Source organism: Zhihengliuella flava, assembly GCF_015751895.1.
Lineage (GTDB): Bacteria > Actinomycetota > Actinomycetes > Actinomycetales > Micrococcaceae > Zhihengliuella > Zhihengliuella flava.
On record NZ_JADOTZ010000001.1, the window covers coordinates 1,385,356 to 1,406,312 of the forward strand.

20 protein-coding genes are annotated in these 20,957 nt (G+C 70.9%); 11 read left to right on the plus strand and 9 right to left on the minus strand.

Features of this window, described 5'->3' with window-relative positions; translation table 11 throughout:
• Positions 1-22: 22 nt before the first annotated feature.
• A complete protein-coding gene (locus IW252_RS06410) occupies positions 23-2,770 on the minus strand; it encodes an AMP-binding protein (RefSeq protein WP_231365934.1) in 2,748 nt (915 codons plus the stop codon).
• Positions 2,771-2,899: 129 nt separating this feature from the next.
• On the opposite strand from IW252_RS06410, the gene IW252_RS06415 reads away from it, so the two are divergent.
• Positions 2,900-3,565, plus strand: coding sequence for a GntR family transcriptional regulator (locus IW252_RS06415; RefSeq protein ID WP_196835802.1), 666 nt, complete (start codon positions 2,900-2,902; stop codon positions 3,563-3,565).
• A gap of 25 nt (positions 3,566-3,590) precedes the next feature.
• Here IW252_RS06415 and IW252_RS06420 read toward each other — a convergent pair whose 3' ends face one another.
• The gene (locus IW252_RS06420) at positions 3,591-4,403 is read right to left on the minus strand and encodes a maleylpyruvate isomerase family mycothiol-dependent enzyme (RefSeq protein ID WP_196835803.1); all 813 of its coding nucleotides are present in this window, start codon (positions 4,401-4,403) and stop codon (positions 3,591-3,593) included.
• A 195-nt stretch (positions 4,404-4,598) separates the two neighbouring features.
• On the opposite strand from IW252_RS06420, the gene IW252_RS06425 reads away from it, so the two are divergent.
• Together IW252_RS06425 and IW252_RS06430 are read left to right on the plus strand one after the other, a co-directional pair.
• Positions 4,599-5,756 carry an acyl-CoA dehydrogenase family protein gene (locus IW252_RS06425; RefSeq protein WP_196835804.1) on the plus strand — a complete coding sequence of 386 codons (1,158 nt, stop codon included), beginning with the start codon at positions 4,599-4,601 and terminating at the stop codon, positions 5,754-5,756.
• A gap of 51 nt (positions 5,757-5,807) precedes the next feature.
• Positions 5,808-6,590, plus strand: coding sequence for an SDR family NAD(P)-dependent oxidoreductase (locus tag IW252_RS06430; RefSeq protein ID WP_196835805.1), 783 nt, complete (start codon positions 5,808-5,810; stop codon positions 6,588-6,590).
• 20 nt (positions 6,591-6,610) lie between these two features.
• On the opposite strand, the gene IW252_RS06435 is transcribed toward IW252_RS06430, so the two are convergent.
• The 4 genes from IW252_RS06435 to IW252_RS06450 all read right to left on the minus strand — a co-directional run bounded on the left by IW252_RS06435 (position 6,611) and on the right by IW252_RS06450 (position 10,356).
• Entirely contained in the window at positions 6,611-7,561 is a 951-nt protein-coding gene (locus tag IW252_RS06435) for a F510_1955 family glycosylhydrolase (RefSeq protein ID WP_196835806.1), read from the minus strand.
• Positions 7,562-7,655: 94 nt separating this feature from the next.
• Positions 7,656-8,105 carry a hypothetical protein gene (locus IW252_RS06440; RefSeq protein WP_196835807.1) on the minus strand — a complete coding sequence of 150 codons (450 nt, stop codon included), beginning with the start codon at positions 8,103-8,105 and terminating at the stop codon, positions 7,656-7,658.
• A 53-nt stretch (positions 8,106-8,158) separates the two neighbouring features.
• On the minus strand, positions 8,159-9,682 hold the full coding sequence (locus IW252_RS06445; RefSeq protein WP_196835808.1) for an MDR family MFS transporter: 1,524 nt from the start codon (positions 9,680-9,682) through the stop codon (positions 8,159-8,161).
• Entirely contained in the window at positions 9,679-10,356 is a 678-nt protein-coding gene (locus tag IW252_RS06450; protein WP_331271465.1) for a TetR/AcrR family transcriptional regulator, read from the minus strand. The genes IW252_RS06445 and IW252_RS06450 overlap by 4 nt, the downstream gene beginning before the upstream one ends.
• Positions 10,357-10,479: 123 nt before the next feature.
• Here IW252_RS06450 and IW252_RS06455 point away from each other — a divergent pair, with 123 nt between their 5' ends.
• The 8 genes from IW252_RS06455 to IW252_RS06490 all read left to right on the plus strand — a co-directional run bounded on the left by IW252_RS06455 (position 10,480) and on the right by IW252_RS06490 (position 17,343).
• On the plus strand, positions 10,480-11,067 hold the full coding sequence (locus IW252_RS06455; RefSeq protein ID WP_196835809.1) for a DUF805 domain-containing protein: 588 nt from the start codon (positions 10,480-10,482) through the stop codon (positions 11,065-11,067).
• Positions 11,068-11,094: 27 nt separating this feature from the next.
• Positions 11,095-11,940 carry a fumarylacetoacetate hydrolase family protein gene (locus IW252_RS06460; protein WP_196835810.1) on the plus strand — a complete coding sequence of 282 codons (846 nt, stop codon included), beginning with the start codon at positions 11,095-11,097 and terminating at the stop codon, positions 11,938-11,940.
• Positions 11,941-12,065: 125 nt separating this feature from the next.
• Complete coding sequence (locus IW252_RS06465) at positions 12,066-12,881, plus strand: HAD-IIA family hydrolase (RefSeq protein ID WP_196835811.1); 816 nt, start codon at positions 12,066-12,068, stop codon at positions 12,879-12,881.
• 87 nt (positions 12,882-12,968) lie between these two features.
• Positions 12,969-13,595, plus strand: a complete 627-nt coding sequence (locus tag IW252_RS06470; protein WP_196835812.1) for a hypothetical protein — start codon at positions 12,969-12,971, stop codon at positions 13,593-13,595.
• Between the two features lie 126 nt (positions 13,596-13,721).
• Positions 13,722-14,480: a YcnI family copper-binding membrane protein gene (locus IW252_RS06475; RefSeq protein WP_196835813.1), complete on the plus strand. Its 759-nt coding sequence runs from the start codon at positions 13,722-13,724 to the stop codon at positions 14,478-14,480.
• Positions 14,477-15,844, plus strand: a complete 1,368-nt coding sequence (locus IW252_RS06480) for a PepSY-associated TM helix domain-containing protein (RefSeq protein WP_196835814.1) — start codon at positions 14,477-14,479, stop codon at positions 15,842-15,844. The genes IW252_RS06475 and IW252_RS06480 overlap by 4 nt, the downstream gene beginning before the upstream one ends.
• Positions 15,845-15,940: 96 nt before the next feature.
• Positions 15,941-16,594 carry a potassium channel family protein gene (locus IW252_RS06485; protein ID WP_196835815.1) on the plus strand — a complete coding sequence of 218 codons (654 nt, stop codon included), beginning with the start codon at positions 15,941-15,943 and terminating at the stop codon, positions 16,592-16,594.
• A gap of 101 nt (positions 16,595-16,695) precedes the next feature.
• The gene (locus tag IW252_RS06490; RefSeq protein WP_196835816.1) at positions 16,696-17,343 is read left to right on the plus strand and encodes an SDR family oxidoreductase; all 648 of its coding nucleotides are present in this window, start codon (positions 16,696-16,698) and stop codon (positions 17,341-17,343) included.
• A 73-nt stretch (positions 17,344-17,416) separates the two neighbouring features.
• On the opposite strand, the gene IW252_RS06495 is transcribed toward IW252_RS06490, so the two are convergent.
• The 3 genes from IW252_RS06495 to IW252_RS06505 all read right to left on the minus strand — a co-directional run bounded on the left by IW252_RS06495 (position 17,417) and on the right by IW252_RS06505 (position 20,820).
• A complete protein-coding gene (locus tag IW252_RS06495; protein ID WP_331271466.1) occupies positions 17,417-18,646 on the minus strand; it encodes an MFS transporter in 1,230 nt (409 codons plus the stop codon).
• Positions 18,647-18,648: 2 nt separating this feature from the next.
• Positions 18,649-19,494 carry an HpcH/HpaI aldolase/citrate lyase family protein gene (locus IW252_RS06500; RefSeq protein WP_196835817.1) on the minus strand — a complete coding sequence of 282 codons (846 nt, stop codon included), beginning with the start codon at positions 19,492-19,494 and terminating at the stop codon, positions 18,649-18,651.
• A 147-nt stretch (positions 19,495-19,641) separates the two neighbouring features.
• A complete protein-coding gene (locus IW252_RS06505; protein WP_196835818.1) occupies positions 19,642-20,820 on the minus strand; it encodes an NAD(P)-dependent malic enzyme in 1,179 nt (392 codons plus the stop codon).
• Positions 20,821-20,957 lie beyond the last annotated feature (137 nt).

The window sequence follows — 20,957 nt, forward strand, 5'->3', positions numbered from 1 at the left end:
TCTCCTGTCTGGAACGCCGGGACTAGGCGGAAACGCCCGTGAAGAGTTCGGCGTACGTGGCGCGGAGCTGGGCCTTTTGCACCTTGCCCATGACGTTGCGCGGCAGCGCGTCCACCACGCGCACGGCCCGCGGTTGCTTGAACCGGGCCAGGTCACCGGAGATGCTGGCCACGATGGCCTCGCCGTCCAGCTCCTGCCCGGGCTGCGGCACCAGCACCGCCACCACCGTCTCCCCAAAATCCGGGTGGGGCACGCCGACGACGGCGGACTCCAGGACGCCGTCGCACGCGTCCAAAAGCACCTCGATCTCCTTGGGATAGACGTTGAATCCGCCGGAAATGATGAGGTCCTTGTCTCGGCCCACGATGCTCACGTAGCCGGAGGAGTCGATCCGGGCCATGTCCCCGGTGATGAAGAACCCGTCCTCGCGGAACTCCGCGGCCGTCTTCTCCGGCATGCGCCAGTACCCGGCGAAAACGTTGGGGCCACGGACCTCCAGCAGGCCCACCTCGCCGTCCGGCAACGTCTGCCCCGTCTCCCGGTCCGTCACGCGCAGCTCGACGCCGGGCAGCGGCAGGCCGACGGTGCCCGGCTTGCGGTCCCCCGAGTACGGATTGGACGCGTTCATTCCCGTCTCCGTCATGCCGTAGCGCTCCAGGATGGCGTGTCCGGTGCGTTCCGCAAACGCCTCGTGATCACTGGCCAGCAGCGGCGCCGATCCGGAGACGAAGAGGCGCATCGAGGAGCACGCCTCAGCCGTGAGCCGCTCGTTGGCCAGTAGACGGGTGTAGAAGGTCGGCACGCCCATCAAGACGGTGGCGTGCTCGAAGCGGTTCAGGATCTTCTCCGCGTCGAACTTGGTGAGAAAGTCCATCGAAGCGCCGGCCACCAGCGTCATGTTCGCCGCCACGAACAGGCCGTGGATGTGGAAGATCGGCAGCGCGTGAATGAGCCGGTCTGCGCTGGTGTAGCGCCATTCGTCCAGCAGCGCGGCGCAGTTGGAGGCGAGGTTGCCGTGCGTGAGCATGGCGCCCTTGGACCGCCCCGTGGTGCCGGAGGTGTAGAGGATGGAGGCCAGGTCGTCGGGGCCCACGGTGGCGGTTTCGGTCCGCTCCTCGGCAGCGTCGAGTAGCGAGCCGGCGCCGTCGGCGGACAGCGTCTCTAGGGTCAAGGCCTCCGAGGCGCGATGGGCGTGATCGTCCGCCGCGCCCGGCGAGCAGACGAACACCCGCGGCTCGGCGTCGCCGACGAAGTAGTCGATCTCGCTGCCCGTGTAGGCCGTGTTCAGCGGCAGGAACACCGCGCCGAGCTGCAGCGTGGCGAGGTACAGCGCCACGGCCTCCGGCGACTTCTCCACCTGCACCGCCACGCGGTCCCCGCGCAGGACGCCATCCGCGGCCAGCTGGCTGGCGATCCGCCGCGCCGTGGACAGGGTGTCCCCGTAGCTGCGCGTGGAGCCGTCCTCGAGGTGGAAGAGCACGCGCTCCGGGTCCTGGCTGGCGTGCTGAACGAACGCCTCGTAAATGCTCGTGAAGTCTTGGTTCATGGTGGAGTTTCCTCTCTCTAAAGCGTCGTGTTGCGGGGCGCTGACGCCCGGGTAGCGGTAGTTGATCATCACGCCGAAGGACTGCTCCCACGCCGCGGACGAGTGGTTGGCGGCCCAGTTCAGCCGCCAGGCGGTGGCGCCGTTGCCCAAATGGAAGCGCGCCACGGGATCCACCGGGCGCCCGGCGTCGTTCACCTCGACGGTGAGATAGCGTTCGACGGCGGCCAGCAGCGCCGGGCGGACGTCGCCGTCGAGCGCCGCGGGTCTCGCGGCCTCGCGCACCGCCTCCCAGAGCGTGGCCAGCTCGTGGTCACGGCCCGCCTGATCCTCGAGCCACCGGCGGAAGCCGGGGATCGGCGAGAGGGTCACGAAGTGGCGCACGTGCGGCAGCTCGCTGGAGATCTGCTCCACGACCTGCTTGATGAGGTGGGCGCCGAAGTGGACCCCCGCGAGGCCGTCGAGCGCGTTGTTAATGGAGTAGAGCGCAGCGGTGTCCGCCGCGGCCGGGTCGAGGACCGCCGTGCGGGCCGTTCCGCCATCGGCGGCTGCGAGCAGGGGCTCGATCCGGTCCGGGGCGCCGGCCACCAGCGCCACCTCCACAAACACCAGCGGGACATCCCCGGTGGCGGGGTGGAAGAACGCGTAAACGCGGCGGTCCGCCGGGTCGATCCGGCGGCGCAGCTCCTCGCGGCTGACCATGGGATGCACGCGCTCGTAGTGCAGCAGGTGGGCCTGGACCTGCTCCGGGGAGCCCGTCTCCACCTCCACCATGCGCAGGAATCCGCGGTTGAACCACGAGGAGAGCAGGTGGTGCAGGTCGTGATCCAGCGGCCGCAGCTGCGGGTGGCGCCGCAGCAGGGTCCGCACGTCGGCGCGCATCCGCACCAGCCCCAGCGTGCCCAGCGGGGCGTAGTTCATCCGGCGCAGCAATTGCTGCCGGGCCGGCTCGACGACGTCGAACAGCCGCGAGGTCTCCTCCGCCGCCGTGCCGTCCGCCGAGGCCGTCTCCCAGCGCTGGTAGGCCTCGCGCACCCGGTCCGGGTCGACGTCGTAGTGCTCCACGAGGGCCGTGAAGAAGGTGAGCCGAGCGGCGTCGTCGAGCTCGGCGTAGGCCTCGAGCGCGCGAGCAGCCACGGGGGCCAGCGCGGCCTCGCCACTGCCCGACATCAGGTCCTGACAGTCCGCGAGCAGCCGCTCAAGCGGGCCGTGGGGGTGCTGCACCATGCCGTTCTCCCTCGTCGTCAACGTGATACACATCATGTTCGCTGATATATATAAGGGACACCGTACAGCAGAAACGTGACCCACACCACAGTCCTGTGGTGCGGCTATCCTGATTCCCGGAGGTACCACGTGAGCAGAGTCCCGGAATCCCAGCGCGTGCGGGATGCCCTTGAGAACGCGATCGTCGACGGGCGACACCGGCCCGGCGATCGCCTCGACCCCGCCCAGATTGAGCAGGAATTTGGGTGCTCGCGGACCCCGGTCCGGGAGGCCCTACAGGCGCTCGAGCGTTCCGGGCTGGTGCGGATTCGCCCTAAGCAGGGCACGTACGTCACCGAGCTGGGGCTGCCGGAGCTCGCGGAGCGGTTTGAGGTGATGGCCGAGCTGGAGGGCATGGCCGCCCGGCTGTGCGCGCGGCGGATCGACGCCGCGGGGCTGTCCGGGCTCGACGCCGCGCTGCGCGAGTGCGAGGACCACGTGGCCACCGGGGACGCGGACGAGTACTACTACGCCAATGCCCGCTTCCACGGGATCATCTACGATTCCAGCGGGAACGAATATCTGGGCACCCAGGCCCACGCACTTAAGCGCGCCCTGCAGCCCTATCGGCGACTCCAGCTGCGGGTGCCGGACCGCATGCGCCGCTCCCTCGCCGAGCACCGCCAGATCGCCGACGCGATCCGCGCCGGGGACGCCGAATCCGCGGAGAACGCGGCGCGGGACCACGTGCTGGTTCAGGTCACGGAGTTCAGCCAGCTGGTCCGCACCTGGAAGGAACTGAGCGCCGGCACCTAGAGGTGCGCCACCACCCTCGGCGGCCTCACAGCCAGCGCGGGGCCGGCCCGGCCGAGCCGGCGTTCCAGCCAGCACCGTCGAACGTCAGCGCCTGCGTGCTCGGCGAGCGCCCGGTGGCCCAGGCCGTCAGCTCGGGCAGCGGCCCCGTCACCACGGTGACATCGCTCGCGGCCGCAAACGCGTCCGCTGCGCCTCGTGTGGCGGAGCCATCGGGCCCAGCCGACGCGGGCAGCAGGCGCAGGGCCCGCGACTCCTCACGGTCCGCCCACGCAGCCTGGACGTTGGCGAGCAGGCGCTCGAGGACCGGCTCTGGCAGATCCCCGGCCCCGGTCCCGTTGTTCAGGTCCACGGCATGGAGCCAGAGTTCGCGGGCACGCATCCAGAGGGTGGTGCGGGCCGTGATCTCGGCGCCGTGGCGAGTGCGGACCGAGGCGTTCCACGCGGCGTCGTCGAGGCGCTGCCAGTGCTCCTCGAGCTGGCGCTGGGCGTCCTCGTTCAGGAAGTGGAGCGAGCCCGGCTCCATCGCGGAGCCCGCCTCGATCTCCGCGTCCCGCGCCTCGGCGGACGCGTACATGGGCGTCTCCACGCCGGTCTCCGCCCACGTGGCCAGCCGAGCCAGCGCGTAGGCGTTGTAGCCGACGTGCGCCACCACGTGCGCCCGCGTCCACCCTGGCAACAGCGAGTCGCCGGCCAGCTGCGAGTCCCGCAGCTCGTTCACGCGGGCCGTGAAGAAGCTGGCGGCGCGGTGGGCCCCGGCCAGCTCCTCGAGGATCCCGGGGTCGGCGGTGCGGTAGTGCTCTGCGAGCCGCTCAGCGGACGGCGGGTGGACATCGCTCATGAGTAGGGCTCCTTCGCAGCGGCGGGTGATGCCCAGCATGGCACACGCACGCCCAGCGGCGAAGGGCCGCGGGGGCACCACACTGACGTTAATGAGTGCTAACGTTTGACTGTAACCTGCATCACACCGGCGTGAGCGGCCATCCCGCCCGCTGGCAGACCGCGCGGCCCCACCACGGCCGGGCACGGGAGGGACATGGACTTCGCACTCACGGCGGATCAGGAACGGTTCGCGGCGTCGGCCCGCGAGGTCGCCGCGCTCATCGCCCCGGACTACGCCGCCCGCGAGCGCGACGGGCGGATCGATCCCGAGTTGGCCGCAGAAATCGGCGCGCGCGGGCTGATCGCCCCGGAGCTGCCCACCGAGCTCGGCGGCCAGGACGCCGGTCACCTCACCTCGGGCCTGGTCACCGAGGAAATCGCCCGCGGCGACTTCAACGTGGCCTACCTCCAGATCATCGGCTCCCTCGCCGGGCACATCCTCTCCCGTCACGCGCACGACGCCGCCGCCCGCCGCTGGGTGCCCGCCATCACCGCCGGCACGGCCCGGGTGGGCATCGGCCTCTCCGAGCCCACCGCGGGTTCCGACGCCGGTAATCCCGCCCTGTGCGCGCACCGCGAGCGTGGCGGCTGGGTGCTCACCGGCACCAAGTCCATGTCCTTTGCGCTGGACGCGGCGGCCGCCGTCGTCTTCGCCCGAACGGACCCGGACGCCGGGCGCGGGCGCGGCATCACGGCCTTCCTGCTGGACCTCGCGGAGCTGGAGGAGGCGGGCACCGCGCGGCGCGAGCGTATTGATGATCTGGGCACGCGCGCCGTGGGCCGCGGCCTGGTCCACCTAAAGAACGCCTGGGTCCCCGAGGACGCCGTCGTCGGCGCCGAGGGTCAGGGGTTCATCCAGGTCATGCAGGGGTTCGACTTCTCCCGCGCGCTCATCGGCCTGCAGTGCCTGGCCCCCGCCTCGGCCTCCGTCGCGGAGACGTGGCAGTACACGCGCGGCCGCTTGGCCTTCGACCAGCCGCTCTCCTCCTTCGAGGGAGTCGCGTTCCCCATCGCGGAGGCGGAAACCACCATCGAGGCCGCCCGGCTGCTCTGCTTGCGCACGCTCTGGCTCAAGGACCAGGGCCAGCCGCACACGGCCGAGGCCGCCATGTGCAAGTGGCTGGCCCCCAAGACGGCGTATGAGGCGATCAACGATTGCCTCCTGCTCCACGGCCAGCTGGGCTACACCCGCACGCTGCCGTTTGAGCAGCGGCTGCGGGACGTGCTCGGCCTGCAAATCGGCGACGGCACCGCGCAGATCATGAAGATGATCATCGCCCGGCACCGGGTGGGCCGCGAGTTCGCCCCCTAGGCCCGCCCGCATCATCCACCCCTCGCCCCACCACCGCAGAGAGGACCGCACATGAGCCACTCAGAACCCACCAGCCGCGTCGCCATCGTCACGGGGGCCGGCAGCGGGATCGGCCGCGGCGTCGCCGAGGCCCTCGCCCGCACCGGCGCCAGCGTCGTCGTTCTCGACATCAATGAACAGGCCGGGTACGACGCCGCCGCGCACCTGCCGCGCGTCGGCGCGGCCCGGCACACGGCCCACGCCACCGACGTGGCGGACCAGACGTCCGTGGACGCCGCCGTCGATGCCATCCTCAAGGACTACGGGCGCATCGACGTGCTGGTCAACAACGCCGGCTGGGACAAGGTCGGCCCGTTCCTCGACACGGACCCGGACCTGTGGGAGCGGATCATCGGGATCAGCCTGTACGGGACGCTGAACCTCTGCCACGCGGTGACCCCCGTCATGATCGGCCAGCGGGAAGAGGAGCCGCACTTCAGCGGCCGGATCGTGAACGTCGCCTCGGACGCCGGGCGCGTGGGATCCACCGGTGAGGCGGTGTACTCGGCGGCGAAAGGCGGGGTGATTGCCTTTACCAAGACGCTCGCCCGGGAGGTGGCCCGCCACCAGATCACCGCGAACTGCGTCTGCCCGGGGCCGGCGGACACGCCCCTGTTCGACTCGATCAGCGCGGACAGCCCCAAGCTCCGGGAGGCGCTCATCAAGGCGATCCCCCTGCGCCGCTTGGCCCAACCGGAGGACCTAGCCGGCGCCGTCGCCTACTTTGCCTCGCCGGAGGCCGGGTACGTGACGGGCCAGACGCTCTCGGTCAGCGGTGGGCTGACGATGGCCTGAGCTGGCCCGTCACGCCGCGATTAGCTGAATCTCGCACCGCCGTCGTCAGAGTGCACGACGGCGGTGCCCACGGCAGCCCACACATGCAGTTGGCCCTCGCGCACCTGGGCAGCGACGGCGGACGGGGCGGATCCGGCCAAGCCGCGCTCCTCCCAGCTGGCCCCGGCGTCCTCACTGACGTGGACGGAGCCGTCGGGCGCGATTCCCACGGCCGTGTCCGCGTCGGCGAAGGTCACGAACTGCAGCACCTCATCCGGCTGGCTGGCGGCCGCGGCCCACGTCTGGCCAGCGTCCTCGGAGACCCACAGCCCATCCGGCGTCGTGGCCAGCACGGTCGGCCCGGCCGGGTGCCCGGCCAGCGCGAAGGCATCTGGGCCGTCCACCGCCTCCCACTCGACGCCGTCTTGGGTGCGGGCCAAGTTCCCGTCAAACCCCACGACGGCGCCATCCGTGGTGGTCAGGGCGTGAAAATCGGATTCGCCGGCACGGGAGAGCGGCTCCCACGTCGCGCCGTCGTCCGTGGACCTCATGAGGCCCACCGGGTTCGGCAACTCACTCCCGGCGCCCGGGTGACCGGACGCGTAGAGCGCCTCATCGCTGGCGGCGAAGCCCATGAGGTCGATCTGCGGGCCGCGCGGGGTGGGGCCGCCCCCGCCGGGCAGCGTCCCATCCGACCTCATTCCCTCCAGGCCCGCGACGAAGAGGCCGTGATGGGTGGCGATCAGCAGGCGATCCCCGTCCGGGTGGATGCCGTGGATGTGCCCGACGTCGGCGGGGCCGTGGGTGCTGTCCGCCTCGGACTGGCTCGGCGGGGCCGGCTGGACCGACGCGGAGGTGGCGGGCGCGCTGGTGGCGGCCTGGCCCGCGCCGGGGCTCCCGGCGGCGCACGAGGACAGCAACAGGGCAGAGAGCGCGGCGGGAAGCACGGCGCGGGTGGAACGGGACAGTGATGGCAGGGTCAATGAAGGCATGGTGGTACTCCTTGAAGTCGAGGTGGCGTGCGAAAGCGCCCGCTGACCGCGGCGCATAGAACGGCGGGGCGGTGCGGGGCGAAGGGACACGCTTCTACGTTCGACTGATCCCCAAGGCCACGAGCGAGGGCGGACGCGGCGGGGCGGGAGTGAGCACCCGGACGGCTCCCGCCCGGAGGCTGCGCAGCGGCGGGGAGAGCACTGGCCTGCGGCGCAGCAGGGAAAGCGCGCCGAGGGTGGCGACGGCAGCCATCACGCAAGCGATCGCGGCCGCGGCGGTTTGGTCCGCGCAGCGCTCGGCGCAGCCCTGAGCGGCAGTGGCCACGACGCCGTCGTGCGCCCGCGCCGCCTCCCCCTGGGGCGGGGCGGCGAGGTGCTGGGCTGCACCCTGCTGCCCGACGCCCGCGTGAGCGCCGACTGCGGAGCGGCCGGCATCGTGGGAGCCAGCAGGCAGCGATTCGCCGCTCGCGTGCGGCAGGCAAGCGATGAGCACGGCGGCCACAAGGCACGCCAAGAGCACGAGGCGGCGCGGCAGCTGCGGCATCGTGACCTCCAAAGAGCGGACTCCGGCCGAGTCTAGCGCCGCCTCCTGTGCGGTTAGCGCTCCAGCTTGGTGGCCAGCTCCTTCTCCTGCAGGAAGCACAGGAGAACGAAGGCCACGATGGACAGCGGAGCAATCCACATGAACAGCGGCATGAGCGCGTGGTTATAGGCCTCGACGATCAGCGTGTGCAGCGGCTCCGGCAGGCTCGTCACCAGCTCCGGGGTCAGGGAACTGCCCGTGGCGCCGGCGGACGCGGCCTCCGGTGGCAGCTTGCTGGCTAGCTCCGACGTCAGCCGGCTCGCGAAGAGGGAGCCAACAATCGCCGAGCCGAGGGTGGCGCCCACCTGGCGGAAGTAGTTCACCGACGCGGTGGCGGTGCCCACGAACCGCAGCGCGAAGGAGTTCTGCGCCACGAGCGTCAGGTTCTGCATCGTGGAGCCGAGGCCCAGGCCCATGACGCCGAGGAAGAGGCAGACCATGACGATGGGAGTGTCGGCGTGCACCGTGGACAGGCCGGCCAGTCCGGCGCCGATGACGAGGGACCCGACCACCATGTAGCGCTTGTAACGTCCCGTGGCCGAGACCCGGCGGCCAACGATGATGGAGGTGCAGAGCATCACGCCCATCATCGGGATCATCAGCAGGCCCGCCTCCGCGGCGCCAAATCCCGTGACCATCTGCAGGTAGGTGGGCATGTAGCCCAGCGCGCCAAACATCATGATGCCCACGGCGAGGCCCGCCACGGTGACGAGGTTGAAGTTGCGGTTGCGGAACAGCATGAGCGGGATGACCGGTTCCGCCGCACGGGACTCCACCCAGATGAACAGGGCCACGCTCACCACGGCGATGCCGATCAGCCAGAGGATCACGGGATCGCTCCACGCGTACGTGCCGCCGCCCCAGGTCGCGATGAGGACGATGGCCGTGGTGGCCGCCGCCAGCAGCGCCATACCCGCGTAGTCAATCCGGCCGCGCCCCTCCGCCGGAGGCTTCGGCAGGTGAATGAGCACGGCGGCGGCGACGATCGCCACGAGGCCGATGGGCACATTGATCCAGAAGGCCCACCGCCATCCGGGGCCTTCCGTGAGCCACCCGCCGAGGAGCGGACCGGCCACGGAGGACACCGCAAACACGCCGCCCATGATGCCCATGTACTTGCCGCGCTCGCGGGCAGGGACCACGTCGGCGATGATGGCCTGGGAGAGAATGATCAGCCCGCCGCCTCCGATGCCCTGCACGGCGCGGGCGGCAATCAGCAGGTTCATGTCCTGCGCGAGCGCGCCCATGACGGAACCTCCCACGAACACCGCGATCGCTCCGATCAGCAGGTGCTTGCGCCCGTACATATCGCCGAGCTTGCCGTAGATCGGCATCATCACGGTGGAGGCCAGGATGAAGGCCGTGATCACCCAGGCCATGTGCTCGACGCCGTTGAGCTCGCCCACCATGGTGGGCAGCGCCGTGGCGAGCACCGTCTGGTTCAGCGAGGCCAAGAGCATGGCGACGACGAGCGCGGCGAAGATCATGCCGAGGTGTTTTTTGCCGCCGTGGGTCTGCGGCTCTGCGGTGGTGGTCATACTCTCAACTCCGGTTCGGTGGCGGCGAGGCCGCGGAAAAGTGTCATGGCGTGCTGCAGGTGCGCTTCGAGCTCCTGGACGTCGTTCACGTCGGACGCGCTGTCTTGGAAGCTGGCGATGGCAAAGCGCGTGATGGCCCCGGCCAAGAGCAGCAGTGCCCGGGAAGTTTCGGTGACCGGCGGGCCCTCGTCGTCGTGCCGGCCCACCGCGGCGACGGAGTGATCCGCCGAGGCCGCCCCGTCGACGCGCACCAGCTCATCGGCGACGCTGCGCTCCACTCCGGAGACGTGCTGGATCATCCGCTCGCGCAGCGCCGGGTGCGCCTGAATGATGGCGCGGCGCCGGGCGAACGTCCCGCTGATCGCCGAGGCGGCGAGCGAGGTGGCCAATAGCCGTACCGTCCGGGTCAACAAGTCCTCAGTGGACGTGCGGAAATGGGCGATGGCTTCCTCCGTCACCTCGGGCACCCGCATGCCCAGGATCGCGTCCTCTTTCGAGGCGAAGTAGTTGAAAAAGGTGCGCCGGGAGATCCCCGCCGCCTCGGCGACGGCCTCCACGGTCACGGCGGCCGGGCCGTGCTCGGCGGCCATCCCGTGGGCCGCGTCGTGGATCGCCCGCTCCGTCTGGCGGCGATTCAGTTCGCGACGCGTCGGCTCAGATTCGTTGCTTTGCACAACCAATAATTTATTGCACTCATGCAAGATTGCACAAGTGCAAAGTTGGGTGAGATCCAACACGGCGTCGCACACGGCCCGCAGCACTCCCCAGCGGGGCACCCTCCGGCCTAGGCTCAGAGCATGAGCTACCCACCCTTTACTTCGGCCTCGCGGCAGGAGCCGCCGAAGCACCTGCCCCTCTACGGCGCCTCGCTGACGCAAGCCGTGGCCCGGTTCTTCACCAAGTACGCCGTCTTCTCCGGCCGCGCGAGCCGCAGCGAATACTGGTGGGTCCAGCTCGCCTCCGCGCTCCTCGGACTCGCCCTGTCCGTGGTCTTCACCGTGGTCGCGCTCGGCGTCGGGGCCGGGGTGGGCCTCACCTCCAGCGCGCTGGGCGCCTACCCGGACGAGGGCACGGCCGCCGGAACCCTCATCGGCGGGGCCACGGCCGGCGTCGTCGTCCTCCTGTACGTTGGCCTGCTCGCCATCGGACTCGCGCTGCTCATCCCGTCGATAGCCGTATGCGTTCGCCGGCTGCACGACGCCGGATTCTCCGGTTGGTGGTACCTGCTCAACCTGATCCCCGGCGGCTCGATCGCCGTGCTGATCTTCACGATCATGCCCTCCGTGGCCGAGGGCGCGCGGTTCGACGATCCGCCCTTCGGCTACCCGCACCCGTTCAACGCCCCGTACCTGTACTCGGGGTACACGCCGCCGCCCTCCCCCTGAGACCGCCGGGTGTGTTGAGATGGTGCCATGAAATTTGCCACCCTGCGCCGGCCGGGCTCGTCCGCCACCTTCGCCGCGGTCATCACCGACGACGGCGCCCACGAAGTTCAGGGGTACGACGACGTGGCGGGCCTGCTCGCCGCCGACGCCGAGACGCGCCGTTTGGCGTGCGGTGCGGCGCTGGAGGCGAAGCCGGCCCCGGCCGCACCGGGCGACTTCGCCCCCGTCATCCCGCACCCGTCCAAGATCTTCTGCGTCGGCCTCAACTACCGCAATCACGCGGCGGAAACGGGCAACGAGCTCCCGCAGTACCCCACCCTCTTCACCAAGTTTGCCGACACCCTCTGCGGCGCCGGTGACTCGATCGAGATTCCGGCCGAGGAACACCGGATCGACTGGGAAGGCGAGCTGGCCGTCGTCATCGGCGAGGGCGGGCGCCGGATCCCGGCCTCCGACGCCGCGGCCGCGATCGCCGGGTACGCGGTGGCCAACGACGTGTCGATGCGCGGCTGGCAGGGCCGGACCTCGGAGTGGACGCAGGGAAAGTGCTGGGAGGCCTCCACCCCGCTGGGACCCTACCTGGTCACCGCGGACGCGTTCACGCCCGGCGGCTCCTTGCGCACTCGGGTCAACGGCGAGGTGGTTCAGCAGGACTCAACGGGAGACCTCATCTTCACCCCGGAGGAGCTCGTGGCCTACTGCTCCACGCTCGTCACGCTCCGCCCGGGCGACTTGATCCTCACGGGCACCCCGGCCGGCGTCGCGCTGGGCCGTAAGGACCCGGAGACCGGTCGCCGCCCCTGGCTGGCGGCCGGCGACGTGCTGGAAACGGAGATCGAGGGCCTCGGCACCCAGCGCAACGTCTTCACCTAAAGCTCCGCGCACCCGCGCCCCACCACTAGCGCAGGGTACTGTGAGGCCCCAGAGACTGCTACGCCACCGCCCCGGCCCGCGGCCGGAACGGCGGCAGGAAACCATGACTCGCGAGAGGACCCGCCATGACCGCGAAGACCCCGGATTGGACCGAGCGCTCCGTCGGCAACATCGACTGCTGGCTGACCGACATGGACGGCGTCCTGGTCCACGAGAATCAGGCGATCGACGGCGCGGCCGAGCTGATCGACGGCTGGCGCAGCCGCGGCCAGCGCTTCTTGGTGCTGACCAACAATTCGATCTACACGCCGCGGGATCTGCGCGCCCGGCTGGCCTCTTCCGGCCTCGATATCCCGGAGGAGAACATCTGGACGTCGGCTCTGGCCACGGCGGAGTTCCTGCGCCGGCAGTCTCCGGGCGGGCGGGCCTACGTCATCGGCGAGGCGGGCCTGACCACGGCGCTGCACGACGCGGGCTTCATCATGACGGACCGGGACCCGGACTTTGTGGTGCTGGGCGAGACCCGCACCTACTCCTTTGAGGCGATCACCCGCGCCATCCGGCTGATCGAGTCGGGGGCGCGCTTTATCTCCACCAACCCGGACGCGACCGGCCCCTCCGCCGAGGGCCTGCTGCCCGCGACCGGCGCGATCGCCGCCCTCATCACCTCGGCCACCAACAAGCAGCCCTACGTGGTGGGCAAGCCGAACCCCATGATGTTCCGCTCGGCCCTGAACCGGATCGACGCGCATTCGGAGACCACGGCGATGATCGGCGACCGCATGGACACGGACATCATCGCCGGCATGGAGGCCGGACTGCTCACCGTCCTGGTGCACTCCGGGATCACGCAGCAGAACGACGTCGCCGCGTTCCCGTTCCGCCCGGACCTCACCTATCCGTCGGTGAAGGAACTCGGCGCCGAGCTCTCCGCGTTGTAGCCCCGGGCTTCGACTCCGACTTCTACCGGCAGTAGAATGACGGCGACGCGGATTCACGGCACAGGTTTACGGCATAACGGAGGCAGCATGAGGCAACGGCGGGCCCGCTGGCACCGCGCCGTCGCCGCGGCCGCGCTCAGCACGGTGGCCACCGCGTGCGCCCACCAATTGGGCGGCGGCGAGTTCCCCCACGTCTGGTTGCTGGCCGCGTCCTTCGCCCTAGCCATCCCGCTGTGCTGGGCCCTCGGCGGGCGCCGCGCCACCGGCCTCACCGTGGCCATGGCCGTCACCGCCGCGGAGATCGTGCAGCACGTCATCTACTCCCTGCAGGCCGCCCAAGCGATTCACGCGCACGGGCACCTCATGCTGTTCATGCACCTCGTCGCCGGCGCCGGCACGTTCGCGTGGCTGCGCGCCACGGAGCACACGCAGCGGCGCATTCTGGACGCCTTGATCATTGGCGCCGGGGTGCGCCTGAGCACGAGCTGGCATGCCGTGCGCCGAGCGGTCTCGGCCGCACGCGTGCTCCTCGCCCGCTGCTGCGAGGCCCTGCTCACCGGCAGCCACGCCGCCGGGCTGCGGGCCGCTGCCAATGCCCTGCACTCCGGCTCGCTGGCCCATCGCCGCGCCGCCCACGGCACCACCGCCGAGCACCTCAACCGGCTCGTCCTGAGCGCCCCCGTCATCCGCCGCGGCCCGCCCGCGTTCTCCTAAACTCACCCCACCCACCGAGCCGCCGCGCCACCGCTCCGGCTCCTTGGCGCGCCCTGACACCGACCGCTCGATTCCCGGGCACTCCGGCGCGCCCAAAACACCCCTGAGATTCTTCCAAGGAGAACCATGAGCACCATCTTTTCTCAGCCGGCCCACCGCCGCCCCGCCCGCGCCGCACGCTCAGGCGCTGCCGCCGTCGTTCTGGCCGCCAGCGCCGCCCTGGTGGCGGCCCCCGCGGCGAGCGCGCACGTAGAACTCGAGGCCACCACGACGGCGGCCGGCGCCTACCCCACCCTGACCTTCGCCATCGGCCACGGCTGCGAGGGCTCCCCCACGGAGTCCGTGACCATCGATTTCCCGGAGGAGATCGGCAGCGTCAAGCCGACGGCCAAGCCCGGCTGGGACGTGGAGGTCGCCACGGAGGGCGAGCGGCACAGCGTCACCTACACGGCCGACGAGCCGCTGCCGGACGAGCTGCGGGACACCGTCTCCGTGGCGGCGCTGCTGCCGCTGGACGGCGAGGCCGGAGACGTGCTGACCTTCGACGTCACGCAGACCTGCACCGAGGGCGAGAACCTCTGGAATGAAACCAGCGAGGACGGCGCGGAGCCGGAGTACCCGGCACCGCAGCTGACCCTGACCGCCGCCGAGGAGGGCGGCTCGCACGGCAGCCACGGCACCACGGAGAACGCTGACGGCGACGCGGCCGGCGCCGAGGAGGGCGGCGAGCACGCCGACCACGGTGGCGAGGCCAGCGCGGCGGAAACCTCCAGCGCGGATAAGCAGGCCCGGATGATTGCCACGGGCGGGCTCGTGGTCGGCGTCCTCGGCGTCGCCCTCGCCACGGTGGCGCTGCGGCGCCAGCAGCGCGGGTCCGGGCGGTGAGGTCCTGGATCGGCCCGCTGGCGCGGCGCCTGCACTTCTACGCGGGGCTCTTCATCGGCCCCTTCATCCTCATCGCCGCACTGACCGGCGCCACGTACGCGGTCATGCCCACGGTGGAGAAGGCCCTGTACACCACAGAGCTCTCCGCCCCCGCATACCAGGAGGCGGGGACGGTGCAGCCGCTGTCCCAGCAGATCGGCGTCGCCGACGAGGTGATGGCGGGCCGCGAGGGGTACGCCCTCGCGGCGGTGCGGCCGGCCCCTGAGCTCGGCACCACCACGCGGATCATGTACAGCCACCCGGATCTGGAGGCCAGCGAATCCCACGCCGTGTTCGTCGACCCGGTCTCCCTAGAGGTGCGCGGTCAGGAAACGGTCTACGGCACCAGCGGCGCCCTGCCCGCCCGCACCGCGATCTCCCAGTTCCACCGGCACTTGGGGCTCGGCGAACCCGGGCGCCTGTATAGCGAGCTCGCCGCCAGCTGGCTGTGGATCGTGGCCCTCGGCGGCCTCGCCCTGTGGATTCTGGGCCGCGCCAGTCGGAGGAAGAAGCGGGCGTCGCGCCCGCGGGGCCACCGCGCGTCCCGCCTGCACGCCTCACTCGGCGTGTGGGCCCTCCTCGGCGCGTTGTTCCTCTCCGCCACCGGGCTGACGTGGTCCGCTCACGCCGGGGCCAACGTCACGGACCTGCGGGCGGCGCTGGGGTGGACGACGCCGTCGGTCTCCACCGGCCTGCCCGCCGCGGAGGCAGCCGACCCCTCAAGCGGCGGGTCCGTCGACTCCGGAGGCGAAGCACTCACGACGGCGGACACGTTCGACGCCGTGTGGGCCGCGGGCCGGGACGTCAACATCGACACGGACCTCGTGGAGATCAAGCCCGCCGCCGAGGCGGGGAGCGCGTGGACGGTCACGGAAATCCAGCGGCACTATCCGACGAAGGTGGACTCGGTAGCGGTCGATCCGCGCACCCTCGAGGTCGTGGATCAGGTGGACTTCGCGGACTACTCCGTCCCGGCCAAGCTGGCCCGGTGGGGCGTGGACCTGCACATGGGCACCCTGTTCGGCCTCGCCAATGAGGTGGTGCTGGCCGGCCTGGCCCTGTCCTTCGTGGCGCTCGTCATCCTGGGGTACGCCCTCTGGATCAAGCGGGGCGCCTCCGGTCCGGGGCGCGCGCCGCGGGCTGGAGCGCTCACGCGGGCACCGTGGTGGGGGCTCGTCCTCGTCCTCGGCGCCGCGGCCGGCATCGGCGTTTTCCTGCCCCTGTTCGGGCTGAGCTTGGCGGCATTCGTCGTCGTCGACGGCGTGCTGGCGTGGGCGCCGTGGCGCCGCGATCGGAGGCCAACGCCCAGCGCTGAGCTGACCTAACCGGGCAGCGGCACCCTCCGGGCGCGGCGGGGCGCCGGGCCACAATCCGGCCCCGCGCCCCGCTCTGTGCGCCCGCGAGTCGCTAGGCTGGAGCCGATGGACGCCACGAACGCCGCTACACCTGCCACCGTCTCGCGGGTCGCCCGCTGGGAGCGGGCCACCGAGGCGCCCCTGATCGTGCTCTCGCTCGCCTTCCTCATCGCCTACGCCTGGCCGGTGCTGGACCCCGAGCTGCCGCGCGGAACGCAGGTGCTGTTGCGCACGGTGAATCAGGTGGTGTGGGGCGTCTTCGCCCTCGACTTCCTCCTCCGCGTGCTGCTCGCTCGGCGGCGGCTGCGCTACATCGGCAGGCACTGGTACGACGTGGCCATGATTGCCATCCCGATCTTCCGGCCCCTGCGCCTGCTGCGGGTCTTCCGCCTGCTCAGCTCCGTTGGGCTGGTCAACCGGACCAGCATCTACGTCGCCTCCACCGCGCTCGTGTGCATTTTCTTGGGCGCCCTCGCCGTCCTCGACGCCGAACAGAGCGCGCCCGGCGCCAACATCACCGAGTTCGGCGACGCACTCTGGTGGGCGATTGTCACCAGCGCGACCGTGGGTTACGGCGACTTCTACCCCGTCACCGGCGCCGGGCGTGCCATCGCCGTCGTCCTCATGCTCAGCGGGATCGCCCTGCTGGGCTCGATCACCGCCGGCGTCGCCTCCTGGGCCGTGACCAGCGTGGAGCACCAGGACACGGACGCGGACTGATCCGCCCCTCGGGGCCCGGCCGCGGCGCCGTGCCGGGAACAATGCTGCAAGGGCACGCGTTGTCCGAAAGGTAAGCGCGACTACCACCGAAGGAGCAGCATATGAAGATCGCCCTCATCGGAGGACACGGCAAGGTGGCCCTGCGGGCCGCACCGGAGCTGGTCAACCGCGGACATCAGGTGACGTCCTTCTACCGCAACCCGGAGCACACGGGAGACGTGAACGCCACGGGTGCCACCGCCGTCGTGCTGGACATCGCCTCGGCGAGCCAGCAGGAGCTGGCGGACGCCTTCGAGGGACACGACGCCGTGGTGTTCTCCGCGGGCGCCGGCGGCGGGTCCGCCGAGCGCACGTACGCGGTGGACCGCGACGCCGCCATCCGCACCATGGACGCGGCGGAGCAGGCGGGCGTGAAGCGCTACGTCATGGTGTCCTTCGCGACTGCGGATGAGAAGTACTTGGTCCCCGAGGACGATTCGTTCTACCCGTACATGGCCTCCAAGATCGCCGCGGACCGCCACCTGCGGGAGTCGAATCTGGACTGGACCATTCTGGGCCCCGGCCGCCTCACGCTGGAGGAGCCGAGCGGGGAGATCGAGGTGCTGGACGAGCCGGGCGAGAACACCGACACCTCGCGCGGGAACGTGGCCCTGACCATTGTGCAGGCGCTGCTCAACGACTCCACGATCGGCCGCACCATCAACTACCGAGACGGCTCCACCCCGCTGGTGGAGGTCTTCGCCTCCTAGGACCCCTTCGGTCGAGAACCCCTTCGGTGCGGCGCCCGCTCGGGCGCCGCACCGCTGGTTCGCCGGGCCCGCGCTAGCCGTTGAGGCGGCGCCGCCGGCGCACCAGCAAGTAGCCCGCCAACCCGGCACAGGCCGCGTAGGCCACGGCGACGGCAATCCAACCGGCCGCGAATCCGCCGGGCGAGCCCAGCAGGGCGCCCATGATCAGCGGGCCCAAAGTGAACCCGGCGAACATCCCCGCGGAGACGCGCCCGCTCGCCGAGGCCATGGACCCGGCCGGGATGCTCCGCAGCAGCGCCGCCATCAACACCACCGAGACGCCCAAGGCGCTCGCACCGTGCAGTGCCACGGCGAGCCACAAGAGGGCCGCCGCGCCCGTCACGTGCGCGGCGAAGAACGCTCCGGCACCGGCCAGCGCCGTCAGCGCCAAGACGAGCAACAGCGCCGGGGCCGCCACCCCACGCCCCATGACGCGGCCCCAGCCGATGCGCGCGGTCACGCCGATCGCCCCGGCCACCGCGGCCGTGGCGCCACCGGCCACCAGGGAGAAGCCCAGCTCCCGCACCGCGAACAGGGGCACGTAGACGTTGGTGGCCTGGACGACGAGCCCGTTGAGGAACCCGAACGCCGCGAGCGCCCACACCACAAACCCGGCCGACGGCGTCGTGCCCGCAGCGGCGGGCGTCGCGGCTGGGGCGGGGGCCAGCTCCGGCGCCGGCGCCGGCGCCGGCGCCAGGATGGCGGTGCGGCCGAGGCTCCGCACGGCCAGTGCGGCGAGGACGACGGCGAGGCCCACGCCCAGCGCGGAGGCACCGCGCCAGCCCCACAACACCGCGACGGCGGGAAAGGCCAGCGAGGCGATGAGCTGGGCCGCCTGCACCCCGGACTGCTTGATGCCGGTCCAGCCGATGCGCTGGCGGGCGGGGACACGCTCGATCAGGATCCGGTTCGTGACGCCGTTCGGAAAGGACTGGGCAAACCCGGTCAGGCCTGCGGCGATCAGCAAAGCCGTCAATCCTTGTGCGAGCGACGCGACCGCGAGGGCCGCCGCGGCGAGCCCAAAGATCGCGAGCATCAGCGTGCGGTCAGGCTGCCGGTCCGCGAACCGCCCCAGCAGCGCGTTACCGAGGGTGGCGCACCCAAAACACGTGGTGGCCAGCAGGCCGAACTGCGCCTCGGTCAGCCCGAGGTCGGACATCACCAGGTCGCTGGTGGCGCTCAGCCCATAAATGAGCAGCGTGCCGATGCCCACGGAGCCGATTAAGGCCGCGAGCAGCCCCGGACCGGCGGCCCGTGCGGGCACGGCTAGGCGTTCCAGAGGCCGTAGGACTCCGCGAGGTCGGCAATTTTCTGGGCACGGGCCAGGCGGGGCAGGTAGGAGCCGTCGCCGATGGCGCCGCCGGCCGCGTGGGCGTCCAGCAGGTCCTTGGCCCAGTGGAGCTCGTCCTCGCTCGGCGAGAGGGCCTTGTTCACGTCCTCCACCTGCGTGGCGGTGAGCGCCAGCTTGCCCGTCATGCCCATCTTGGCCGTGATTTCGCCGTCGGCGTGCACCTGCTCCGGGCCGGCCGTCGCCGCGGAGGGGCCATCGATGGGGCCGGGCAGCCGGCCCACGCGGGACGCGACCACCAGCTTGCCGCGGGCGTAGGCCAGGCCCATCGGGTCATCGGAGACGCCGGTGTCCTTGCGGAAGTCGTTGGTGCCAAACGCCAGGCGGAAGGTGCCCGGGGCGGAGGCGATCGCCGTCGCGTTTTCGATGCCCACGGCGGACTCGATCAGCGCGAGCACCGGCGTGCCCGCCTGCAAGCGCATGGCGGTGTAGGCGACCTGCTCCGGCTTCTCGCTCATGGCCAGCATGACGCCGCGCAGGCCCTTGGTCTTGGACAGGGCCGCGAGGTCCTCGGCCCAGAAGTCGGTGTAGATGGCGTTGACGCGCACCCAGGCCGTCATGCCGTTGTTGAGGGCGTCCACCACGTGCTCGCGCGCGGCGTCCTTCGCATCGTCCGGCACCGCAGCTTCCATATCGAAGATCACGGAGTCCGCCTCGGACGCGAGGGCCGGCGCGAACTGCTCGGGTTTGGCCGCGTTCACCAGCAACCAAGAGCGGGACAACTTAGCGGGCAACGCTGCCGCGCGACGATTACGCAAGGACATGCCCCCAGCCTATCGGCCCACGGCTCGTGCGCTCTATTTTCGGCCATATTCGTCATTGGTTTCGCCGCGCACGCGCGGATCGCCCGCCATCCGGAAAGACGGCGGGCGATCCATGACGACGCCGGCGGGCCGGCCGGCGTCGTCCTGCTAGCCCTGCGCCGGCTGGGAGGCGAGCGCCACGGCGTGGGCCACCGCCGGGCCGACGCGCGGGTCCAGCGGGGACGGCACAATGTAGTCCGGGCTCAACTTGTCTTGGGCCAGCTCGGCGATGGCCTCGGCCGCGGCCAGCTTCATCTCCGCGGTGATCCGGCGCGCACCGGCGTCGAGCGCCCCGCGGAAGATGCCCGGGAACGCCAGCACATTGTTGATCTGGTTCGGGAAGTCGGAACGCCCGGTGGCCACCACGGCGGCGTGCCGCGCCGCGACGTCCGGCATCACCTCGGGGTCCGGGTTGGACAGCGCGAAGATGATGGCCTCCTCCTTCATCCGCGCCACGTCCTCCTCGCAGATTTTCGAGGACGAGACCCCGACGAGCGCGTCCGCATCCTCCAGCGCGTCGGCAATGCCGCCCACCACGTGGGTGGTATTGGTCTTCGCCGCGTACTCCGCCTTGATCGGCGTGAGGTCCGTGCGGTCGCGGTGAATGATGCCGCGCGAATCCGTCAGGATGACGTCACCGATCCCGCGCGCGAGCAGGATGTCGGCGATCGCGATGCCGGCCGAGCCCGCGCCGGCCACCACCACCCGCATGTCCTTAAACTGACGCCCGGTCAGCGTGGCCGCGTTGGTGAGGGCGGCTAGGACGACGACGGCGGTGCCGTGCTGGTCGTCGTGCATCACCGGGCAGTCCAGCGCCTCGATGACCTTCTGCTCCAGCTCGAAGCAGCGCGGTGCCGCGATGTCCTCTAGGTTCACGGCGCCGAAGCTGGGGCGCAGGCGCACCAGCGTCTCGACGATCTCATCCACGTCCGTCGTGTCGAGGACCAGCGGGATGGAGTTCAGCCCACCGAACTCGCGGAATAGCGCGGACTTCCCCTCCATGACGGGGAGCGAGGCGGCGGCCCCAATGTTGCCGAGGCCCAGCACCGCGGTGCCGTCAGAGACGACGGCGACGAGGCGGGAGGCCCACGTGTGGGTGGCGTGCTTGCCGGGATCGTCGGCGATGGCCCGGGACACTTGGGCCACGCCGGGCGTATAGGCGATCGACAGGGCGCGCTTGGAATCCAGCGGCATCGTGGTTTCAACGGAGAGCTTGCCGCCCTCGTGACTGGCGAAAACTTCCTGGTCGGTAATCTGCGTCGACTCAGTGGTGGCGGAAACGGTCATGAGAGTGCTCCTCAAACAAGCAGGCAAGAAAGGGCTGATCAGGCGCACCCTGAAAGCATGCGGGTGCCCTGGCAAGGCTGCGCTGCGTCTCGAGGTCATCGGCGACGTCAGTGGCGCAGTGGTCAGTACTTTCTTTA

What these genes read in the sequence shown, in the direction of transcription:
- IW252_RS06410 (WP_231365934.1), bottom strand. Translation starts at nt 2,770, where the DNA reads ATGGTGCAGCACCCCCACGGCCCGCTTGAGCGGCTGCTCGCGGACTGT.
- IW252_RS06420 (WP_196835803.1), bottom strand. Translation starts at nt 4,403, where the DNA reads ATGAGCGATGTCCACCCGCCGTCCGCTGAGCGGCTCGCAGAGCACTAC.
- IW252_RS06425 (WP_196835804.1), top strand. Translation starts at nt 4,599, where the DNA reads ATGGACTTCGCACTCACGGCGGATCAGGAACGGTTCGCGGCGTCGGCC.
- IW252_RS06430 (WP_196835805.1), top strand. Translation starts at nt 5,808, where the DNA reads ATGAGCCACTCAGAACCCACCAGCCGCGTCGCCATCGTCACGGGGGCC.
- IW252_RS06435 (WP_196835806.1), bottom strand. Translation starts at nt 7,561, where the DNA reads ATGCCTTCATTGACCCTGCCATCACTGTCCCGTTCCACCCGCGCCGTG.
- IW252_RS06440 (WP_196835807.1), bottom strand. Translation starts at nt 8,105, where the DNA reads ATGCCGCAGCTGCCGCGCCGCCTCGTGCTCTTGGCGTGCCTTGTGGCC.
- IW252_RS06445 (WP_196835808.1), bottom strand. Translation starts at nt 9,682, where the DNA reads ATGACCACCACCGCAGAGCCGCAGACCCACGGCGGCAAAAAACACCTC.
- IW252_RS06455 (WP_196835809.1), top strand. Translation starts at nt 10,480, where the DNA reads ATGAGCTACCCACCCTTTACTTCGGCCTCGCGGCAGGAGCCGCCGAAG.
- IW252_RS06460 (WP_196835810.1), top strand. Translation starts at nt 11,095, where the DNA reads ATGAAATTTGCCACCCTGCGCCGGCCGGGCTCGTCCGCCACCTTCGCC.
- IW252_RS06465 (WP_196835811.1), top strand. Translation starts at nt 12,066, where the DNA reads ATGACCGCGAAGACCCCGGATTGGACCGAGCGCTCCGTCGGCAACATC.
- IW252_RS06470 (WP_196835812.1), top strand. Translation starts at nt 12,969, where the DNA reads ATGAGGCAACGGCGGGCCCGCTGGCACCGCGCCGTCGCCGCGGCCGCG.
- IW252_RS06475 (WP_196835813.1), top strand. Translation starts at nt 13,722, where the DNA reads ATGAGCACCATCTTTTCTCAGCCGGCCCACCGCCGCCCCGCCCGCGCC.
- IW252_RS06485 (WP_196835815.1), top strand. Translation starts at nt 15,941, where the DNA reads ATGGACGCCACGAACGCCGCTACACCTGCCACCGTCTCGCGGGTCGCC.
- IW252_RS06490 (WP_196835816.1), top strand. Translation starts at nt 16,696, where the DNA reads ATGAAGATCGCCCTCATCGGAGGACACGGCAAGGTGGCCCTGCGGGCC.
- IW252_RS06500 (WP_196835817.1), bottom strand. Translation starts at nt 19,494, where the DNA reads ATGTCCTTGCGTAATCGTCGCGCGGCAGCGTTGCCCGCTAAGTTGTCC.
- IW252_RS06505 (WP_196835818.1), bottom strand. Translation starts at nt 20,820, where the DNA reads ATGACCGTTTCCGCCACCACTGAGTCGACGCAGATTACCGACCAGGAA.